This is a genomic window from Rhizobium sp. F40D2, from assembly GCF_051810745.2.
Taxonomy (GTDB): domain Bacteria; phylum Pseudomonadota; class Alphaproteobacteria; order Rhizobiales; family Rhizobiaceae; genus Rhizobium.
The window spans coordinates 774,371-790,647 of the sequence record NZ_JBPWQX020000002.1 but is presented as its reverse complement, the minus strand read 5'-3'; the positions used below and the strand labels follow the sequence as shown (position 1 = coordinate 790,647).

Here is a 16,277-nt window from a genome sequence, read left to right as displayed (position 1 = left end):
TCCTCTTGCACAAATGGAGATGACGATGGCCGAGCATAATGATGCGACACGGGTATGGGAACTGATCGACAGAATAGGGTTTTGCATGCTGACGACCCGCAGCGGTGACGATCTGCGTGCCCGCCCGATGTCCGCCTATACTGCACAGCTAGAGAACGCGGTCTATTTTCTGACCGATGTGGCTAGCCACAAAGACGAGGAGATTGCCCGCTGGCCAAATGTGGGCCTCGCCTTTGCCGACACCAAGGGGCAGAAATACGTTTCCGTGTCGGGTACTGCCGAGGTGCAAAACGACCGCGAGAAGATCAGGGAATTATGGGCGACGCCGGCCAAGGCGTGGTGGGACAATCCCGACGATCCCTCCATCCGCATCCTCAAGATTACTCCGTCCTCGGCGGAATATTGGGACAGCCCGGGCACCATCATCAGCTATATCAAAATGGCAGCTGCAGCGGTCTCGAACAGCAAGCCCGATATGGGCGATAACGCCGAGGTCAAGCTTTGACGGATCAAGCGCTGTTCAAGCCTGCTTGGCCGAGGCCTTGACGAAATCGATAAATGCCCTGAGTGGCGCTGGCACCAGCCGGCGTCCGGGGTAATAGAGGAACGGCCCGGAAAAGCGCTGCCACCATGGTTCGAGGATGGGCTCGAGAGCGCCGCTCTCGAAATACGGGCGCAGCCAGTCCTCGAAAACGCAGATGATTCCTGTGCCTGAGATCGCTGCGTCGATGGTCAGATCGGTCGCCCCGCCGACCCTGACGATCAGTGGTCCTGATGGCTCGACCCGCACTACCTCACCCTCTCGCTCGAACTCCCATGGCGTCGTCAGCGCGCCACTGCCAAAACGGCCCAACAGACAGGCATGGCCGAGCAGCTCGCTCGGATGCTGGGGCCGGCCATGGCGGTCGAGATAGACAGGAGAGGCGGCGGTGGCGAAGCGCTGGACACGCGGCCCGATCGGCACGGCAATCATATCCTGCTCCAGCCGCTCGTCGTAGCGGATGCCGGCATCGCACCCGGCAGCCAGCACGTCCACGAAACTTTCCTCGGTAATCACCTCGAGGCGAATGTCGGGATAGGCGGCAAGGAATGGCGAAACGATGGCGGGCAGCACCAGCCGCGCCGCGCTGACCGGCACATTGAGCCGCAACGAGCCAGCCGGCCTATCGCGAAATCCGTTGACCACGTCGAGCGCAGACTCCACCTCGGTCAGCGCAGGGCCGAGCCGCTCCAGCAAGCCTTTGCCCGCTTCGGTCGGAACGACGCTGCGTGTCGTGCGGTTGAAGAGCCTGACACCGAGCTCAGCCTCCAGACGGCGGACCGCCTCGCTGAGAAAGGAGGCGCTGTTGCCGCTTGCGCGCGCGCCCTCGCGAAAACCGCCGGCCCGCGCCACCGCAACGAAGGCATTGAGATCGCCCAAATCGACTTTCACTGTTCGCCACTCCGCACAGCCCGTGCGGATTGTAGCGAATTATCACGCGCGCCGACAACGCCTATCTTCGCGTCATCTCTTGAAAGGAGTGAGATCATGTCCATCATCGATCAGTCCGGAACCTTCAAACTCGGTGACCGCAACGTGAAGCGGCTCGGCTACGGCGCCATGCAGCTTGCCGGGCCCGGCGTCTTTGGCCCGCCCAAAGATCATGGCGCGGCCTTGGCCGTGTTGCGCGAGGCGTTTGAGAGCGGCGTAAACCACGTCGACACCAGCGATTTCTATGGTCCGCACGTCACCAACCAGCTCATCCGTGAAGCGTTGCACCCCTATCGCGACGACCTCGTCATCGTCACCAAGCTCGGCGCACGGCGCGGCGCGGATGGATCATGGATCCCTGCCTTTTCGCCGGAAGAGCTGACGGCGGCAGTCCACGACAATCTTCGCAATTTAGGGCTTGAGATGCTTGACGTCGTCAACCTCAGGATCATGTTCGACGTTCATGGGCCTGCCGAAGGCTCGATAGAAGCACCCCTGACGGTGCTTGCCGATCTCCAGCGGCAGGGCTTGGTCCGTCACGTGGGCTTGAGCAACGCCACATCGAAGCAGATCGCCGAAGGCCGCGGGATTACCGAGATCGTCTGCGTGCAGAACCAGTATAATCTTGCGCATCGGGCCGACGATCGCCTGATCGACGAGCTCGCCCGCGATGGCACCGCTTACGTGCCCTTCTTCCCGCTCGGCGGCTTCACCCCGCTGCAGTCCTCCACCCTGTCCGATGTCGCCGCACGCCTTGATGCCACGCCCATGCAGGTGGCACTCGCCTGGCTGCTACGCCGCGCGCCGAACATCCTGCTGATCCCCGGCACCTCGTCCGTCGGCCATCTGAAGGAGAACCTCGCCGCTCCCGCGCTTGTTCTGCCGGATGAGGCTATCGACGAACTCAACCAAATCGGAAACATCGCCGCCTGATCGCATTCAAACGCCGCGCGCTATCGCTACACGTGGTGTAGCGATAGCCGAAAGCATCGGCGAAGCTGGAATCCGCGCATCATCTCCGACCGTGAAGGCCGGTAGAGTTATACCTTCAATAGCGCTCCGGCACGAGCATTTCAGACGGAACCGGCGCCCTGTTGTAATCTGCATGGCGGATGCGATCCGGCAGCTCGATTTGCGGTTTGGGGACATCCTCGTAAGGGATCTGTTCGAGAAGATGGGCGATGCAATTCAACCGCGCCCGTTTCTTGTCCACCGCCTGTACCACCCACCAGGGTGCATCCTTGCTGTGCGTGCGGGTCAGCATTTCTTCCTTGGCCTTGGTGTATTCCTCCCAATGGACACGGCTTTCCATGTCCATCGGCGAAAGCTTCCATTGCTTCAGCGGGTCGTGGATGCGCATCTTGAAACGGAATTCCTGCTCCTCGTCGGTGATCGAAAACCAGTATTTGATCAGCACGATTCCGGAACGGACCAGCATCCGCTCGAATTCGGGCACCGAGCGGAAGAACTCCTCAAGTTCGTCAGGGGTGCAAAACCCCATCACGCGCTCGACGCCGGCGCGGTTGTACCAGCTTCGGTCGAAGAGCACGATCTCGCCGGCGGTCGGGAGATGCGGGACATAGCGCTGGAAATACCATTGATGGCGCTCGCGCTCCGTCGGGGCAGGCAGCGCAACCGTCCTGCAGACGCGCGGATTGAGCCTCTGGGTGACGCGTTTGATCGCGCCGCCCTTGCCAGCCGAATCCCGGCCCTCGAAAAGCACGACGACCTTCAGCTTCTTGTGCTGAACCCAATCCTGCAGCCGCACCAGTTCGTGCTGCAGCCGGAAAAGTTCGCGGAAGTAGATCTTTCGCTCGAGCGTCTGCTCGGCCGGTTCCGACATTCCTTCGGCGACCAGATCGTCCAGCCGGTCCTCCTCCAGCTGCATCTCCAGCTCCTCATCGAAGCTGTCGGCGATTTCGGCCTTTATCCGGTTGAGCTGGTCCTGATGTGATTGCGACATGAGTTTTTCCTTCCTGCTTCCGTTGACAGGAGCATGTCAGTGCGAAGGTTATATGACGACCACTGATCGAAGCTGAAACGATTACCCGCGTCTGTCGTTCCAAGCGTTCCAAGCGCCTTAGAGCTGCCCAGCCCGATACCGGTCGACAAGATTTCGGCACGCGCGGATCGTCAGGGCCATGACGGTGAGCGTCGTGCCGGCGATGCCGCTGCCGGGGAAGGCGCTGGCGTCGGTCACGATCAGGTTAGGGGCATCCCAGACCTGGCTGTAGGGGTTGAGCACCGACGCCTCCGGGTTTTCGCCCATGCGCGCACCGCCGGTTTCATGGATTGCCGCGCCCATGCACATGGTCTTGCGGAACCATGTGCGAAACACGAAGCGGCTGAAGGCATCGGCGTCGGGAAAGGCGCCCTTGCCCATCTCCTTGAGACCGGTGGGCGAGCCGATGAATTCGAGCTCGCCGCCGACGTCCCCGATCATGGCGATCAATGTCTCCTCCTGCCGGCGAAGCAGCGCCTGCTCCTCCGCATGCATGACGCAGCGGATATGCGGCACGGGAATGTTCCAGGCGTCCTTGCGCCTGCCATCCAGCGTGATGCGATTGTCGGCATAGGGCAGCATTCGGCCGAAGCCGAAAAAGGCGAGACGAGCATCGGCATTATCGGAGACCGGCGCCCGGCCAACGCTGCCCTGGTAATCGAAATCGCCGCGGGCGGCATCACCCTCGCCGAAGCGGGGGATGAAGATCCCGCCCGACGGATTGTAGAACGGGTCGATCGGAGCGGATTCATCGTGCGCCCAGCCCCTCGCCTTCGAAAAGGAACCGAAGGCGAGGCAGGGAAGCTGGTCCATGAAATAGCGGCCGAGGACGCCCGAGCTGTTTCCAAGCCCATCAGGATGTCTTGCCGAAGCCGAATTGAGGAGCAGCCGCACGCTCTCGATCGGCGATGCGGAGAGAACCACCGTCGCGGCACGGGCGGTCGATACTTGCCCCGTATTGCGATCGATGAATTCCGCGCCGGTGGCGCGGCCGGTTTTCTCGTCGGTGGTGATGCGGCGAACGACGGCGTCGTAGCGGACCGTCAGCCGGCCGGTGGCCTTGGCGTCCCTGAGCGAAAGCGGCATGCGTTCGGCGTCCGGCGCGATGTAGCGCCAGGAAACGACATGCCGCTCCGGCCAGCGGCTTTCGACCGCCTGCTTGAAGACCTCCTCGGCGGGCGTCAGGCCTGCAGGCCTAGCATAGATGCCATCCGGTAGGGTCGGCACATCATCCTTGTTGCCGTAGAGCCCGAGATAGGTTTCCACCTCGTCGTAAAAAGGCGTGAGCTCGTCATAGGAGAGCGGCCAGTCCACGCCCTTTCCGGAGCGCGACCGGATCTTGAAGTCGTCATCGGTCCAGCGCAGCAGCACGCGGCCGAAACTGTGCAGACGCCCGCCGCCCTGGCGACCGCGGATCCACAGGAAAGGCTCGCCCTTCGGCGTCGTATAGGGATTCTTGCGGTCGTTGACGAAGAAGTGGCTGAAGCGCTCGGTAAAAAAGGCGGCCCGCGCCTGGATCGGCTGGCCCTTGATGGTGGCCCGCGCGCGCTCCCAGATATTGATGCTGCTGGCGGGCGCCTTCTTGCGCGCAGGGTCGAAATCTTGAGGTCCGACGGCAGGCCCGGCCTCCAGAAGCAGCACCGAAAGTCCGTGCGCCGTCAGTTCTTTAACCGCGAAAGAACCCGCCGCGCCGGAGCCGATCACCAGCGCATCATAAACGATCTCAGACATGTCTTTCCAAATCCTGTCCTGGAGCAATTGCTCAAAACGGCGCGCAGCGCGGCGGCAATTGCGAGAAACCAAAGGCGCGGCGCATCAGAGCCGCGATCCATCGGCGCCGAAGAGCGACGCCTTGGCGATATCGAGCCCGGGAGCCACGGCGTCGCCCGGCTGCAGATCCACGTCGCCCATCAGCCTCAGCGAGAGGCTTTGATCGGCCCAGTCGAACCAGATGACGGCGTCCGACCCCATCGGCTCGACGACGGAAACGCGGCCGGGAATGATGGGCAGGCGGCTTGCTGCCCCATCGAGTACGAGGTGCTCAGGGCGAAAGCCGAGTGTGGCCGGTCCTTCCGCCGCGCCGGCGCTAAAGGCATAGCCGGAGAGCTCGACGGCGAGCCCCTTGCTCCGGAAGACCGGCGAGACGCCGCTGCCCTCGATCCGGCCCTCGACGAAATTCATCGCTGGCGCGCCGATGAAACCGGCGACGAAGAGATTGGCCGGGCGGCGGTAGATCTCGGCCGGCGAGGCGAGCTGCTGGATCAGGCCGTCGCGCATGATGGCGATACGGTCGGCAAGCGTCAGCGCCTCGACCTGGTCATGGGTCACGTAGATCATGGTGTTGCCGAGGCGCTGATGCAGCTTCTTGATCTCGACGCGCAATTCGTTGCGCAGCTTGGCGTCGAGGTTCGACAGCGGTTCGTCGAAGAGGAAGACATCGACTTCCCGCACCAGCGCCCGGCCGATGGCGACACGCTGTCGCTGGCCGCCGGAGAGCTCGGCGGGGCGCCTGTCGAGCAGCGCGTCGAGATGGAGGAGGGCGGCGGTGCGGGCGACACGCGCTTCGATCTCGGCCTTCGGGAGACCGGCGACACGAAGCCCGAAGGAAAGGTTCTTGCGGACCGACATGCGTGGGTAAAGCGCATAGGACTGGAAGACCATGCCGATGCCGCGGTCCTTCGGCTCCTCCCAGCTGACGTTCTTGCCTGAGATCCAAACCTCGCCTGATGTAATGTCCTGGAGGCCGGCAATTGCGCTCAGAAGCGTTGACTTTCCGCAGCCGGAAGGACCGAGCAGCACCAGGAATTCCTGCGGGGCGATATCGATCGACAGCTTCTCGATCACCGTATGGTCGCCATAGGCGATCTTCAGGTCCTTGACGGAGACGGCAGATTGCATGGAAGCGTTACCCCTTGACTGCGCCGGCGGCGATGCCGCGCACGAACCAGCGGCCGGACAGGAAATAGATGGCGAGCGGAACGACGGCGGTCAGGATCGTCGCCGCCATGTTCACGTTGTAGGTCCGCTCGCCCATCGTGGTGTTGACGATATTGTTGAGCTGCACGGTCATCGGCAGGTTGTCGCGCCCGGCAAAGACGAGCCCCAGCAGGAAGTCGTTCCAGATACCGGTGAACTGCAGCATGGAGACCACCACCACCATCGGCACGGCGATCGGCAGCATGATCTCGAAAAAGATGCGCCAGAAGCCCGCGCCATCGACGCGTGCGGCCTTGCAGAGCTCCTCCGGTACGCTGACGAAATAGTTGCGGAAGAGCAGCGTCACCAGCGGCAGGCCGAAGATGACATGCACGAGAATGATGCCGGCGAGCGAATTATAGAGGTCGATATTCGCCATCACCCGGACCATCGGATAGAGGAAGATCTGATAGGGGATGAGACCGCCGGCCATCAGCAGGCCGAAGAGCAGATTTGCCCCGCGCGGCCGCCAGAGCGACAGCGCATAGCCGTTGACGGCGCCGATGAAGACCGAGAGCGCCATCGCGGGAAGGGTGATCGCCACCGAATTCCAGAAGCCGCTGCGAATACCGACACAGACGGTTCCCATGCAGGCGCCCGACCAGGCGGTGGCCCAGGCAGAGAAATCTAGCCTCGCCGGCAGGGCAAAGATCTGACCGAGCCGGATTTCGTCCATCGATTTCAGCGAGGTGACGACCATCGTATAGAGCGGCAGCAGGAAGAAAAGTGCTGCGACGACCAGGAAGGCATAGAGGCCGATGCGCCCGGCCGTCAGGCGCGCAGGCTTCGGGCCGTTCGGATGGAGACCGGCCATCACGCGGCTCCCTTCGCTCTGGCGCGCATATGCATCGCGTAGCGGAACGGAGCGACGGCGATGATGACGCCGAGGACAAGCACCGTGGCGCCTGCCGTGGCGAGGCCGAGGTTCTGGCGCCCGAACAGATTGTCCATGATGAATTTTGCCGGCACCTCCGTCGCATTGCCGGGGCCGCCATTCGTCATGGCGACGACGATGTCGTAGGTCTTGATCACTCCCATGGCGAGCAGCATGCCGGCAGCCGCCAGCGCCGGCCCGAGCTGCGGCAGGATGATCGAGACATAGATGCGCCAGACGGGAATGCCGTCGATGCGCGCCGCCTTCCATTGCTCGGCCTCGATGCCGCGCATGCCGGCAAGCGCAATGACCATCACCAGTCCCGCACCCTGCCATACGCCGGCGAGCACCAGCGCATAGATCGCCATGTCGCGATTGACCACCCAGTCGAGGACGAAGCTTTCCCAACCAAGCGAACGCACGCTCGCCTGGATGCCGAGCGTCGGATTGAGCATCCATTGCCAGATCAGCCCGGTCACCACGAAGGACATGGCGTAGGGATAAAGAAATATGGTTCTGAAGGCGCTCTCAAAGCGGATCTTGCGATCCAGCGCCGCGGCCAGCAGAAAGCCGAGCAAAAGGCAGCCTGCGACGTAAAGCACGCCGAAGATCAACACGTTTTGCAACGATGCGAGCCACTTGGCGGAAGAGAACAGCTTCGAATACTGCGCAAATCCGACATAGGTCGAGGATGGAAAAAGCGTCGAGTTGGTGAAGGACAGGCGGATCGACCAGGCCATGGTGCCAATGAAGACCGCGACCGCGGCGAACCAAGTCGGCAGCAGGGCGATGGTGGCGGAAAGATTGGGTTTGCGTCTGATGGGCATCGGCCAGCTCGTTGACGGAAAGCGGGGCACACGGCGCGAGGCAGCGGCGGCGGCCGCGGCGCCGAGACTAGCCCGACGCCGCAGGCACTATTCTACTCGAAGACAGCGAAGAAATTCTCAGCCGCAGAGGCCGCATCGTTCGAGCCGCCGCTCCAGTATTCGTCAACGAAATCGTCGAGCGCGCCGACCTGTTGGGGGGTAAGCACGATTGCCTGATCCGGGACGATCGCACCGGAAGCCATCAGTTCGACACCCTTCTGGGCACAGACATCCAGCTTCGACTTGTCGACATCGGTGCGCATCGGAACCGAGCCCTTCTTCAAAGCGAATTCGACCTGGACCTCGGGATCCATGACGACTTCGGCGAGAAGTTTCTGCGCCTTGTCGGTCGCAGCATTGCCGGTCTTCGGGAACCAGAGGGAATCGGCGATGTACACCATGCCCTTGGACTCCGGCACGATCATGCAGCCATAATCCTTGCCCGGTTCCTTGCCGGCGACGGTGAATTCGCCCTTTGCCCAGTCGCCCATGAACTGGACGCCGGCCTTGGCGGTGATCAGCATGGCTGTTGCGTCGTTCCAGTTGCGGCCGGCAGCCCCCGCATCGACATAGCCGCGCAGCTTGCCGAGAATTTCGAGGGTGTTCTTGACGCCGTCAATGGAGGCCTGGCTCTTGTCCTTGTCGACGTAGATCTTCAGGAAGCCGTCGATCCCAACCTGCGAGAGCAGGATCATGTTGAAGACCTTGGTCTGCTGCCAGGGCTGGCCGCCCCAGGCAACGGGAACGATGCCGGCAGCCTTCAGCTTGTCGAAGTCGGCGAAGAACTCGTCCCAGGTTTTGGGCTCCTCGGCGATGCCGGCCTTGCCGAAGGCTTCCTTTGAATAAAAGACCCAGCTCTCGCCATGGGCGCCGGTCGGCGCGAGATAGACCTTGCCGTCATAAGAGATGAGATCATGGATCGATTTCGGCAACACGTCGGCCCATTTGCCGGCAGTGGCGACATCGTCGATCGGATTGAACAGTCCCTGGCCGAGGAAATCCGCAGCTGCAAGACCGATGACGCCCTGCTTGGCGCCGGGCGCGTCACCGGCGACAATACGGTTCTGGAACGCCGCATCGGCGGCGCCGAAGCCGGCGATCGAGGAATCCTTCCAGACGCCGCCGCGCTTTTCGAACTCGGTCTTGATGACATTGAGGGCCGCCGCTTCGCCGCCCGACGTCCAGGACGACATGATCTCGATCGTCGGCTTGTCTTCAGCATGCGCCGAAGCGAAGAGACCGGCGAATGCCACACCGGCAAGAAAAAGCTTCATCATTGTCTTCATTGTTCCACCTCTTGAAAATGCCCTCTTTGCGGGGCGTTCGTTGTCTTGGGAGTCTTATCAACGATAAATCGGCAGGAGAGCCTGCCGGACGAGCGTCAGCCCGTTGGCGATGTCGCGGACGGGATCCGGCGCGGCATCGAGTTCGAGGATCGCCCAGCCTTCATAGGCCCGGTCGCGCAGCAGCCGGATCCAGGCCGGCCAGTCGACTCGCCCGAGCCCGAATCCGCAGAAATAGGGACGGTGGCGATCGTGGATATGCTTGTCGATCGGCGTGTCGGCGGGCATGGGGCCGATCGCATCCTTCCAGTGGGCGATGATCATCCGCTCGTGATGGCGATCGACGAGTTGGACGGGATCGGAGCCGGCAACGATGATATGGGCCGTGTCAGGGCACATATGCACGTAGGCCGGGTCGGTCAGAAGCATCATCAGGTCGACGTCACGTGCAGCGGCAAAGATCGAATGTGCCTCGGTATGCAGCGCCAGCCGCACGCCCCTGGCGTAGAGGGTCGCACCGAGCCGGTTCAGAAAATCGGCAATCACCTTGGCGCGGTCGAAATCATAAAACTGCACCGGCTGGGCGCCGAGCGTCTGGCGAAGCGGGGCGCCGATCACCATGATGTCGCTGCCGCAGGCTTTCAGGAAGTCGGCATAGCGTTCCGCCTTGTCGATCAGCGCGCGCTGAGCCTCGGGGTCGGCAAAGTCGCCCGCCGCCTCCAGTTCCGCGAAGAAGCCGCTGCAGAGCGTCAGGCCGCGTTTTGCCAGCTCGGCTGCGAAAGCGTCGACCGAACCATAGGTCTTGATCGCATCCTGCCAGTTGAAGGGCGAAAAAGTCAGTTCTACGCCGGTTACGCCGGAGGCCTGGACGCTGTCGAGGATCTTGTTCCAGAAGGCGCGCGGTTCTTCGCGCGAATAGGCGACGATCGCATCATCGGTATCGACGCCCCAGAAGCCGGGATGAAAGAACGTCACGAGATCGACGCCGAAACGCAGCCTGTCGCCAGTAGCCATAATCTATCCCATTTCTCGAGGCACAACCCACCGGCGTGCGGAACAGCAGTTCCGCATCCAATAAGTCATGATTTTTCAACGCATTAAGAAATGGCAATCGTTTGCCATGCGAAGATGATAGCCAAGCTGGTTTTTTTGGCAAGCGTTTTTTGGCAAACGTTTGCTATCGTCCACTGCCTGTCTTAAAGTTGCAAATCGAAGCATCCGTGGGAACAAAATAAACGTGAATAAAAACAATGATGTGGTCGGCGAGGATCAATCGGGCGCGCTGATGGCCGATGTCGCGCGGCTCGCCGGCGTTGCGATATCGACGGTCAGCCGTGCGCTCGCCAACCCGGGGCGGGTCAACGAAAAGACACGCGCCAAGATCAACGCGGCGGCCAAGCAGCTCGGCTATACGCCGAATGCGATGGCGCGTGGCCTGAGGGTCGGCAAATCCAACATCATCATGATCATTCTGCCGGGATCGCTTTATTACGGCGTCTCCCAGATCATTCCGCAGGTCCTGCAGAGCATCAACAAATCGCTGATCCAGGGCGGCTACAATCTGATGATCGCCAACCTCGATCGCGACGAGATTTCCGAGCGGCACATTCTCGATCTCGCCTTCGGCGGCAGCGTCCGCGGCGCCATTATTCTGTCGTCGAAGCTTCCGGAGGTCGATGGGCGCTCGCTGGCAAATTCCGGCCTGCCGATCGTTTCGATGCTGCTCGACATGAGCGATGCAGGCCTGCAGAGCGTCGTGACCAACGACCGCGAAGCTGTGCGCGATGTCACCGCCGAACTGATCCGGCTCGGCCATCGGCGGTTCTTCTATCTTGCCGGACCTGAAGGCAACTATCACGACGTCGAGCGTTATGGCGGCGTGCTCGAGGCGCTTCAGGCAGCCGGCTTACCAAAGGAGTCCGTGCATCGCTCGGGTGGTCGCCTCGATTATCAGCACGGTTTCGATATCGGCGTGCAGGCGGCAGACGATTTCGCGGAGTTGGCCGAAAAGCCGACGGCGGTCATCGCCACCAGCGATGACATGGCCATTTCATTCGTCAGCCGCATCAAGCGCGCAGGCTTGAGCATTCCCGACGATCTATCCGTCGTCTCCTTCGACGGCTCCCCGGTCTGCGAATTCTCCGCGCCGCCGCTCTCAACGATCGAACAGCCGGTGGAAGAGATGGGCCGGGCCGCCGTGGAACTTCTGCTCGACGCCATCGGTCAGCGGCAAAACCCGGCCTCCGTGCGCACCATCATCCGCAGCAAGCTCATCTTGCGAGAGAGCGTCGCCCCTCCGAAGAGCTGACGAGGCCGGAACCGGCCGCGCATCCCAGATAGAAACGCCGCTCAAGACAGGTCAACTCCGCGGATCTTGATCTCGGCTCGCGTTGGCATGAAGTCAGTCTCCGATAGGCCGGGCATGGAAAGTCCGTCGACCAGGCTTTTGCGCTTGCCGGAAAGACGCTGAAACTCCTCATATGTCAGAAGGACATGGGAAGTTTGCCGCGGTCAGTGATGGTGACCGGCCCTTTTCTTGCAGCTTTCGCACTGTTGATACCGTGATTGAATTCACGGCTGGTAAGCGTGGTAATGGTCATGGCATGCCTCATGTCGATATTTACCTACGTGTAACACTGTCAGCCGTCAGAATAAGCATTGTTCCTTGGTTGAATTCCTTCATCGACAGCATCAGCCATATCTTTGACCCCATGGCATCGCCGGCCTTGCCGTGACCTTGCGGCTCCGGGAGTTCTTACAGCCGAGAGGGAGATTTTAGTTGTCAGTAATACAATCGTCCGGCAACATTACCGGCTAGCTTCTAGAATTAACTATATTGCCACCAGCACGTTGGGGAGACGGGCATGTGTGCAGAGCTTCTTGAACGTCGGCTGTCGGCCATCTTGGCTGCCGATGTGGTGGGCTACAGCCGTCTTTTGGAAGCAAACGAAGAGGAGACGCTCAACGCCCTTCGGCAACATCGCCGGGAGCTCTTCGATCCTGCCGTCGCAACCCATGGCGGGCATATCATCAAGATAATGGGCGACGGTTTCCTGGTCGAGTTCGGCAGCGTGCTGAGTGCTGCACGTTGTGCGGTCGAGATCCAGCGCGGCATGCTGGAGCGCAACATCGGCATTCCTGCGGACAGGCATTTTGCGTTCCGAATAGGCTTAAATCTGGGCGACATCGTCTTCGACGAGGACGACTTTCATGGGGACGGCATCAATGTGGCGGTCCGGCTGCAAGCCCTTGCGGCGCCTGGGGGTATTGCCTGTTCGGCCGCCGTGCGCCACGAAGTCGCAAACAAGCTCGGCCTCGATTTCGCAGACCAGGGCGAAAAGACCGTCAAGAACATCTCCCGTCCGGTGCACGTCTATTTTGCCGATTGGGGCAATGTTGCCTCCGGTGAAGGCGTGCCGCTTGCCACAAACGGCCACACGCAGGCGCCCCTCAACAAGCCATCCGTAGCAATCCTGCCCTTTGCCAACATAAGCGACGATCCCGCCCAGGAGTTTTTCAGCGACGGCATCACCGAGGACATCATCACTGATCTATCGAATGTTTCAGGCCTGTTTGTCCTGAGCCGCAACACCGTCTTCACATGGAAAGGCCGCAGCGAGAACCTGCAGCGCATCGCCAGGGAGCTCGGGGTTGCCTATGTCGTAGAGGGCAGCGTCCGCAAGGCCGGCAACCATGTGAGGATCAATGCCGAATTGATCGACGCAGCTAGCGACGGTCACGTCTGGGCCGCGCGTTACGACCGCGACCTCACCGATATCTTCGAAGTGCAGGACGAGATCACCAAGGCAATTGTCGAGCAACTAAAGGTCAAGCTGCTCCCGGAGGAAAAGGAGGCAATCGAGCAAGCGCCGACAGAGAGTGTCGAAGCTTATACGCACTTCCTCAGAGGGCGGGAATACTACCATATCGCCTCGCGCTCGAACCATCTGATGGCCAGGCAGAGCTTCGCCCGAGCCATCGAATTGGATCCCAATTATGCCCGCGCCTATGCGGGAATCGCGGTTTGCGATGCGCGCCTGCGGTCCCAGTTCGGCACCGAGATCCCGGTGGAGGACATTCTGGCGAATACGACGATGGCGCTCATTATCGATCCCAATCTGGCGGAGGCCCATGCGGCCAAGGGATTTGCGTTGGCGGTGGCCGGCAAACGCACCGAGGCAGTTTCTGCATTCGAGCAGGCTTTGTCGCTCGACGCCAATTGCCACGAGGCAAATCGGTACTATGCCGAATTCTGCGTCACCGAAGGTCAATTCGAACTCGCAGCTACGCACTTCCAGCGTGCGATGGAAATCAAGCCTGCCGATTATGGTGCGCCGATCATGCTTGTGAACGTCCTTCGTTCGCTCGGGCAAATAGACAAGGCCAGCAGCTATGCGCGGATCGCGTTGAAAAAGGCGGAGGAAGAACTGCGACTACATCCGGAGAATGCCAATGTTGCCTGCCTGGGAGCGACGGCGCTGGCCTTTCTCGGTGTCCGCGATCAGGCTCTGGAGTGGTTGGCTCGTTCTCTGGCGACGGATCCGGACGATATCAACATTCAGTACAACGCGGCTTGCACTTATGCACTGCTTGGCGAGATTGAGCGAGCGATAGACTTGCTCGAGGTCTGGATGCCTCAGGTCGGCATCGAGATGCGGCTGTGGTTCAAGAACGATTCCGACCTCGATCCGATCTGCAGTCACCCCCGCTATCTAGGCTTGGTTGAACTGTCAGAATAACGCCCCGTACATTATTGCAGGCTGCTTCTAATTCTATTTTACTACTTGCTAAAATTCTCACGAGCGCCGATCGTCAACTTAAACTGGCAGCATAAAAGTCTTTTGAGGGGGGAGCGGATGGGCACCCGGTTCAGACTTTTTGTACAGCCTCCATTTGAAGATCCCCGGTCTAGTCCCGAGATCGTCAAAGTTTCGCCTCCGTTGGGTAGCGTGACAGCCGGCCCGGCCGATGATCGCATGTTCGTCGTGGAGCCGGTCGGCAAGACCGGTCCTTACGGTGTGAACCGCGGGCCGCTCGGAACGCCTTACATTTATCTGCCGCCCTGGACCGGGAAAATCCTTGAGCCCGCCACCCCCGACGCGTGCGGCAATTTCGACTATCTCCGACCTTCGATGGCTGGCTTCGAAGCCGCGCATGTTTTTGGATGCGTGCGGTTCACACTGGATGTGTGGGAGCGCTATCTCGGCCAGCGGCTCACCTGGCATTTTCGTGATCATTATGACCGTCTGGAGATCTCGATTCTGCGGCGCTGGGACAACGCACAGTATGGCTATGGTTTCCTCGAAGTCGGCAGCCAGTTCGAGAGCGACGGCCGCGTCCTTCCTTTCAGCCTGGATTTCGACGTCATCGCGCATGAGGTGGGGCACGCAATCATCTTCAGCGTTTTGGGCGTGCCGCACCCCGAAGCTGAGTATCCCGAATATCTTGGTTTTCAGGAGGCCTTCTCCGACTGCGTGTCGCTGATCGCCGCCATGCATTTTCCGTCCGTGATCGACAATGTTCTCGCGGAGACGCGCGGGAACCTCTACCGGGCAAACCGCCTGTCACGCTTTTCGGAATTTTCGCCGCATCGCCAGATACGCTCGGCAAACAATAAACGGACGATGGCCGAGTTTGCGCGTCGGGGTGGAAGAACGAACATGAACTCTCGCAACCGCTGACCGGTGCGATATTCGACATCCTCGTCGACATCTTTCATGAGAGCCTGGTGGCGCGCGGCTTGATCTCCCATGCGGTAGAAGATCTGGCAGATATAGCCGAGTTCGATCCGACTGCCGAGGCGCCGGTTCAGCATGCTTTCGACCGTGCTTTCGCGCGGGACTCACATGGGTTTGTCGAAGCACTGCTCGACGCCCGCGATATCGTCGGAACGTATCTGGCGGAAACCTTGTGGGCTCTCGCTCCCGACTTTCTCGATTACGGCGACGCCGCGAGAACGATGCTTGCGATTGATCAGGACGAAAGTGGCGGTCAGTTCGCACGGATCATCAACAGGAACTTCAGGCGACGGGCGATTGGTGAGATGCACGCTGGCCCGCACATCAAAGGCGGCGAGCATCACAGTCACGTCCACTCTGCGCGGACGTTGCTGCCGATAGATTATCTGGAGCTTCCAAAAATGACCTTTCGCGAGAAAGTTTTGCTGTCGAGATCAGGCATCGGTCAATAACCAGATAGATGGAGGCGGACGTGGCAGACAACGAAACCTTATTAGGTGTATCAGCGGTGTATCTCTTCGGGCGCGAACTTAGTGACCTTCTTCTGAGAGGCGACGTTTATCAGCCCCTGATCGGAAATCCGTTAGGCGCGAACAGTTTTCTGAGGGGCCAGCTCAGCGCGAACGAAGCGACTCTCGCGCAGATCTATGCTTTCTCTTTCGAGGGAACTTTCGTTGAACTGAGCCCACCGGCTATTTTCGTTGTCCACGGCAGCGGCCTGAATCCCGACGATCCCCCTCCGCGGAACGTCGATGGTGACATCGAATACGACAGGCTGTCTCGGTCCCCAGGTTCGAGTGCACGAACAGGCCTCGGCTCCCAAATCGGAGCTCTCGCCAGGGATATGAAGGTCTGGATCTATGACAAGGACGATATCTCGATGAGGCTTGACGCCCAAACGGGAACCCTTGAGCAAATCCTGCTTTCGGCCGAGGCCACGGCTGATCCTCGAGGAATGGCGAGCGGCGGATTGTCCCGATCGGGCGGTGCCTTGTCCCGCTCCGGCGGTGTGATGTCGAGATCAGGCGGATTCATCCCGCGCAGATCGGGCGACGGTGACTAATTTT

13 protein-coding genes and 2 pseudogenes are annotated in these 16,277 nt (G+C 60.7%); 6 read left to right on the top strand and 9 right to left on the bottom strand.

Annotated elements, in window-relative coordinates; all coding sequences use genetic code 11:
• Positions 1–25 precede the first annotated feature (25 nt).
• Entirely contained in the window at positions 26–505 is a 480-nt protein-coding gene (locus ACS4RS_RS28415) for a pyridoxamine 5'-phosphate oxidase family protein (RefSeq protein ID WP_439012706.1), read from the top strand.
• A 15-nt stretch (positions 506–520) separates the two neighbouring features.
• Here the strand turns inward: ACS4RS_RS28415 and ACS4RS_RS28410 are convergent, their stop codons facing one another.
• On the bottom strand, positions 521–1,432 hold the full coding sequence (locus ACS4RS_RS28410) for a LysR substrate-binding domain-containing protein (protein ID WP_439012705.1): 912 nt from the start codon (positions 1,430–1,432) through the stop codon (positions 521–523).
• A gap of 96 nt (positions 1,433–1,528) precedes the next feature.
• On the opposite strand from ACS4RS_RS28410, the gene ACS4RS_RS28405 reads away from it, so the two are divergent.
• Positions 1,529–2,404, top strand: coding sequence for an aldo/keto reductase family oxidoreductase (locus tag ACS4RS_RS28405; protein WP_439012704.1), 876 nt, complete (start codon positions 1,529–1,531; stop codon positions 2,402–2,404).
• A gap of 115 nt (positions 2,405–2,519) precedes the next feature.
• Here ACS4RS_RS28405 and ppk2 read toward each other — a convergent pair whose 3' ends face one another.
• From ppk2 to ACS4RS_RS28370, 7 genes are all read right to left on the bottom strand, one after another.
• The gene (gene ppk2 / locus ACS4RS_RS28400) at positions 2,520–3,434 is read right to left on the bottom strand and encodes a polyphosphate kinase 2 (RefSeq protein ID WP_439012703.1); all 915 of its coding nucleotides are present in this window, start codon (positions 3,432–3,434) and stop codon (positions 2,520–2,522) included.
• Between the two features lie 117 nt (positions 3,435–3,551).
• The gene (locus tag ACS4RS_RS28395) at positions 3,552–5,204 is read right to left on the bottom strand and encodes a GMC oxidoreductase (RefSeq protein WP_439012702.1); all 1,653 of its coding nucleotides are present in this window, start codon (positions 5,202–5,204) and stop codon (positions 3,552–3,554) included.
• Positions 5,205–5,288: 84 nt separating this feature from the next.
• Positions 5,289–6,371: an ATP-binding cassette domain-containing protein gene (locus tag ACS4RS_RS28390; RefSeq protein WP_439012701.1), complete on the bottom strand. Its 1,083-nt coding sequence runs from the start codon at positions 6,369–6,371 to the stop codon at positions 5,289–5,291.
• A 7-nt stretch (positions 6,372–6,378) separates the two neighbouring features.
• Positions 6,379–7,263 carry an ABC transporter permease subunit gene (locus ACS4RS_RS28385; protein ID WP_439012700.1) on the bottom strand — a complete coding sequence of 295 codons (885 nt, stop codon included), beginning with the start codon at positions 7,261–7,263 and terminating at the stop codon, positions 6,379–6,381.
• On the bottom strand, positions 7,263–8,150 hold the full coding sequence (locus ACS4RS_RS28380; RefSeq protein ID WP_439012699.1) for an ABC transporter permease subunit: 888 nt from the start codon (positions 8,148–8,150) through the stop codon (positions 7,263–7,265). The genes ACS4RS_RS28385 and ACS4RS_RS28380 overlap by 1 nt, the downstream gene beginning before the upstream one ends.
• 92 nt (positions 8,151–8,242) lie before the next feature.
• Entirely contained in the window at positions 8,243–9,475 is a 1,233-nt protein-coding gene (locus ACS4RS_RS28375; protein WP_439012698.1) for an extracellular solute-binding protein, read from the bottom strand.
• Between the two features lie 57 nt (positions 9,476–9,532).
• Positions 9,533–10,486, bottom strand: a complete 954-nt coding sequence (locus tag ACS4RS_RS28370) for a TIM barrel protein (RefSeq protein WP_439012697.1) — start codon at positions 10,484–10,486, stop codon at positions 9,533–9,535.
• A 223-nt stretch (positions 10,487–10,709) separates the two neighbouring features.
• On the opposite strand from ACS4RS_RS28370, the gene ACS4RS_RS28365 reads away from it, so the two are divergent.
• Positions 10,710–11,780 carry a substrate-binding domain-containing protein gene (locus ACS4RS_RS28365; RefSeq protein WP_439012696.1) on the top strand — a complete coding sequence of 357 codons (1,071 nt, stop codon included), beginning with the start codon at positions 10,710–10,712 and terminating at the stop codon, positions 11,778–11,780.
• 41 nt (positions 11,781–11,821) lie between these two features.
• Here ACS4RS_RS28365 and ACS4RS_RS28360 read toward each other — a convergent pair.
• Positions 11,822–12,072, bottom strand: a pseudogene (locus ACS4RS_RS28360) (type II toxin-antitoxin system prevent-host-death family antitoxin).
• A gap of 264 nt (positions 12,073–12,336) precedes the next feature.
• On the opposite strand from ACS4RS_RS28360, the gene ACS4RS_RS28355 reads away from it, so the two are divergent.
• The 3 genes and pseudogenes from ACS4RS_RS28355 (at position 12,337) to ACS4RS_RS28345 (ending at position 16,273) form a co-directional block, all read left to right on the top strand.
• Positions 12,337–14,211 carry a TPR end-of-group domain-containing protein gene (locus ACS4RS_RS28355; RefSeq protein WP_449314064.1) on the top strand — a complete coding sequence of 625 codons (1,875 nt, stop codon included), beginning with the start codon at positions 12,337–12,339 and terminating at the stop codon, positions 14,209–14,211.
• Between the two features lie 117 nt (positions 14,212–14,328).
• Positions 14,329–15,662, top strand: a pseudogene (locus ACS4RS_RS28350) (hypothetical protein).
• A gap of 8 nt (positions 15,663–15,670) precedes the next feature.
• Complete coding sequence (locus ACS4RS_RS28345) at positions 15,671–16,273, top strand: hypothetical protein (RefSeq protein WP_439012693.1); 603 nt, start codon at positions 15,671–15,673, stop codon at positions 16,271–16,273.
• Positions 16,274–16,277: the final 4 nt, after the last annotated feature.

Excerpts from the sequence above, each read along its gene's own strand:
- ACS4RS_RS28390 (WP_439012701.1), bottom strand. The coding sequence starts at position 6,371 with ATGCAATCTGCCGTCTCCGTCAAGGACCTGAAGATCGCCTATGGCGAC.
- ACS4RS_RS28385 (WP_439012700.1), bottom strand. The coding sequence starts at position 7,263 with ATGGCCGGTCTCCATCCGAACGGCCCGAAGCCTGCGCGCCTGACGGCC.
- ACS4RS_RS28375 (WP_439012698.1), bottom strand. The coding sequence starts at position 9,475 with ATGAAGACAATGATGAAGCTTTTTCTTGCCGGTGTGGCATTCGCCGGT.
- ppk2 (WP_439012703.1), bottom strand. The coding sequence starts at position 3,434 with ATGTCGCAATCACATCAGGACCAGCTCAACCGGATAAAGGCCGAAATC.
- ACS4RS_RS28380 (WP_439012699.1), bottom strand. The coding sequence starts at position 8,150 with ATGCCCATCAGACGCAAACCCAATCTTTCCGCCACCATCGCCCTGCTG.
- ACS4RS_RS28405 (WP_439012704.1), top strand. The coding sequence starts at position 1,529 with ATGTCCATCATCGATCAGTCCGGAACCTTCAAACTCGGTGACCGCAAC.
- ACS4RS_RS28355 (WP_449314064.1), top strand. The coding sequence starts at position 12,337 with ATGTGTGCAGAGCTTCTTGAACGTCGGCTGTCGGCCATCTTGGCTGCC.
- ACS4RS_RS28370 (WP_439012697.1), bottom strand. The coding sequence starts at position 10,486 with ATGGCTACTGGCGACAGGCTGCGTTTCGGCGTCGATCTCGTGACGTTC.
- ACS4RS_RS28395 (WP_439012702.1), bottom strand. The coding sequence starts at position 5,204 with ATGTCTGAGATCGTTTATGATGCGCTGGTGATCGGCTCCGGCGCGGCG.
- ACS4RS_RS28345 (WP_439012693.1), top strand. The coding sequence starts at position 15,671 with ATGGAGGCGGACGTGGCAGACAACGAAACCTTATTAGGTGTATCAGCG.
- ACS4RS_RS28415 (WP_439012706.1), top strand. The coding sequence starts at position 26 with ATGGCCGAGCATAATGATGCGACACGGGTATGGGAACTGATCGACAGA.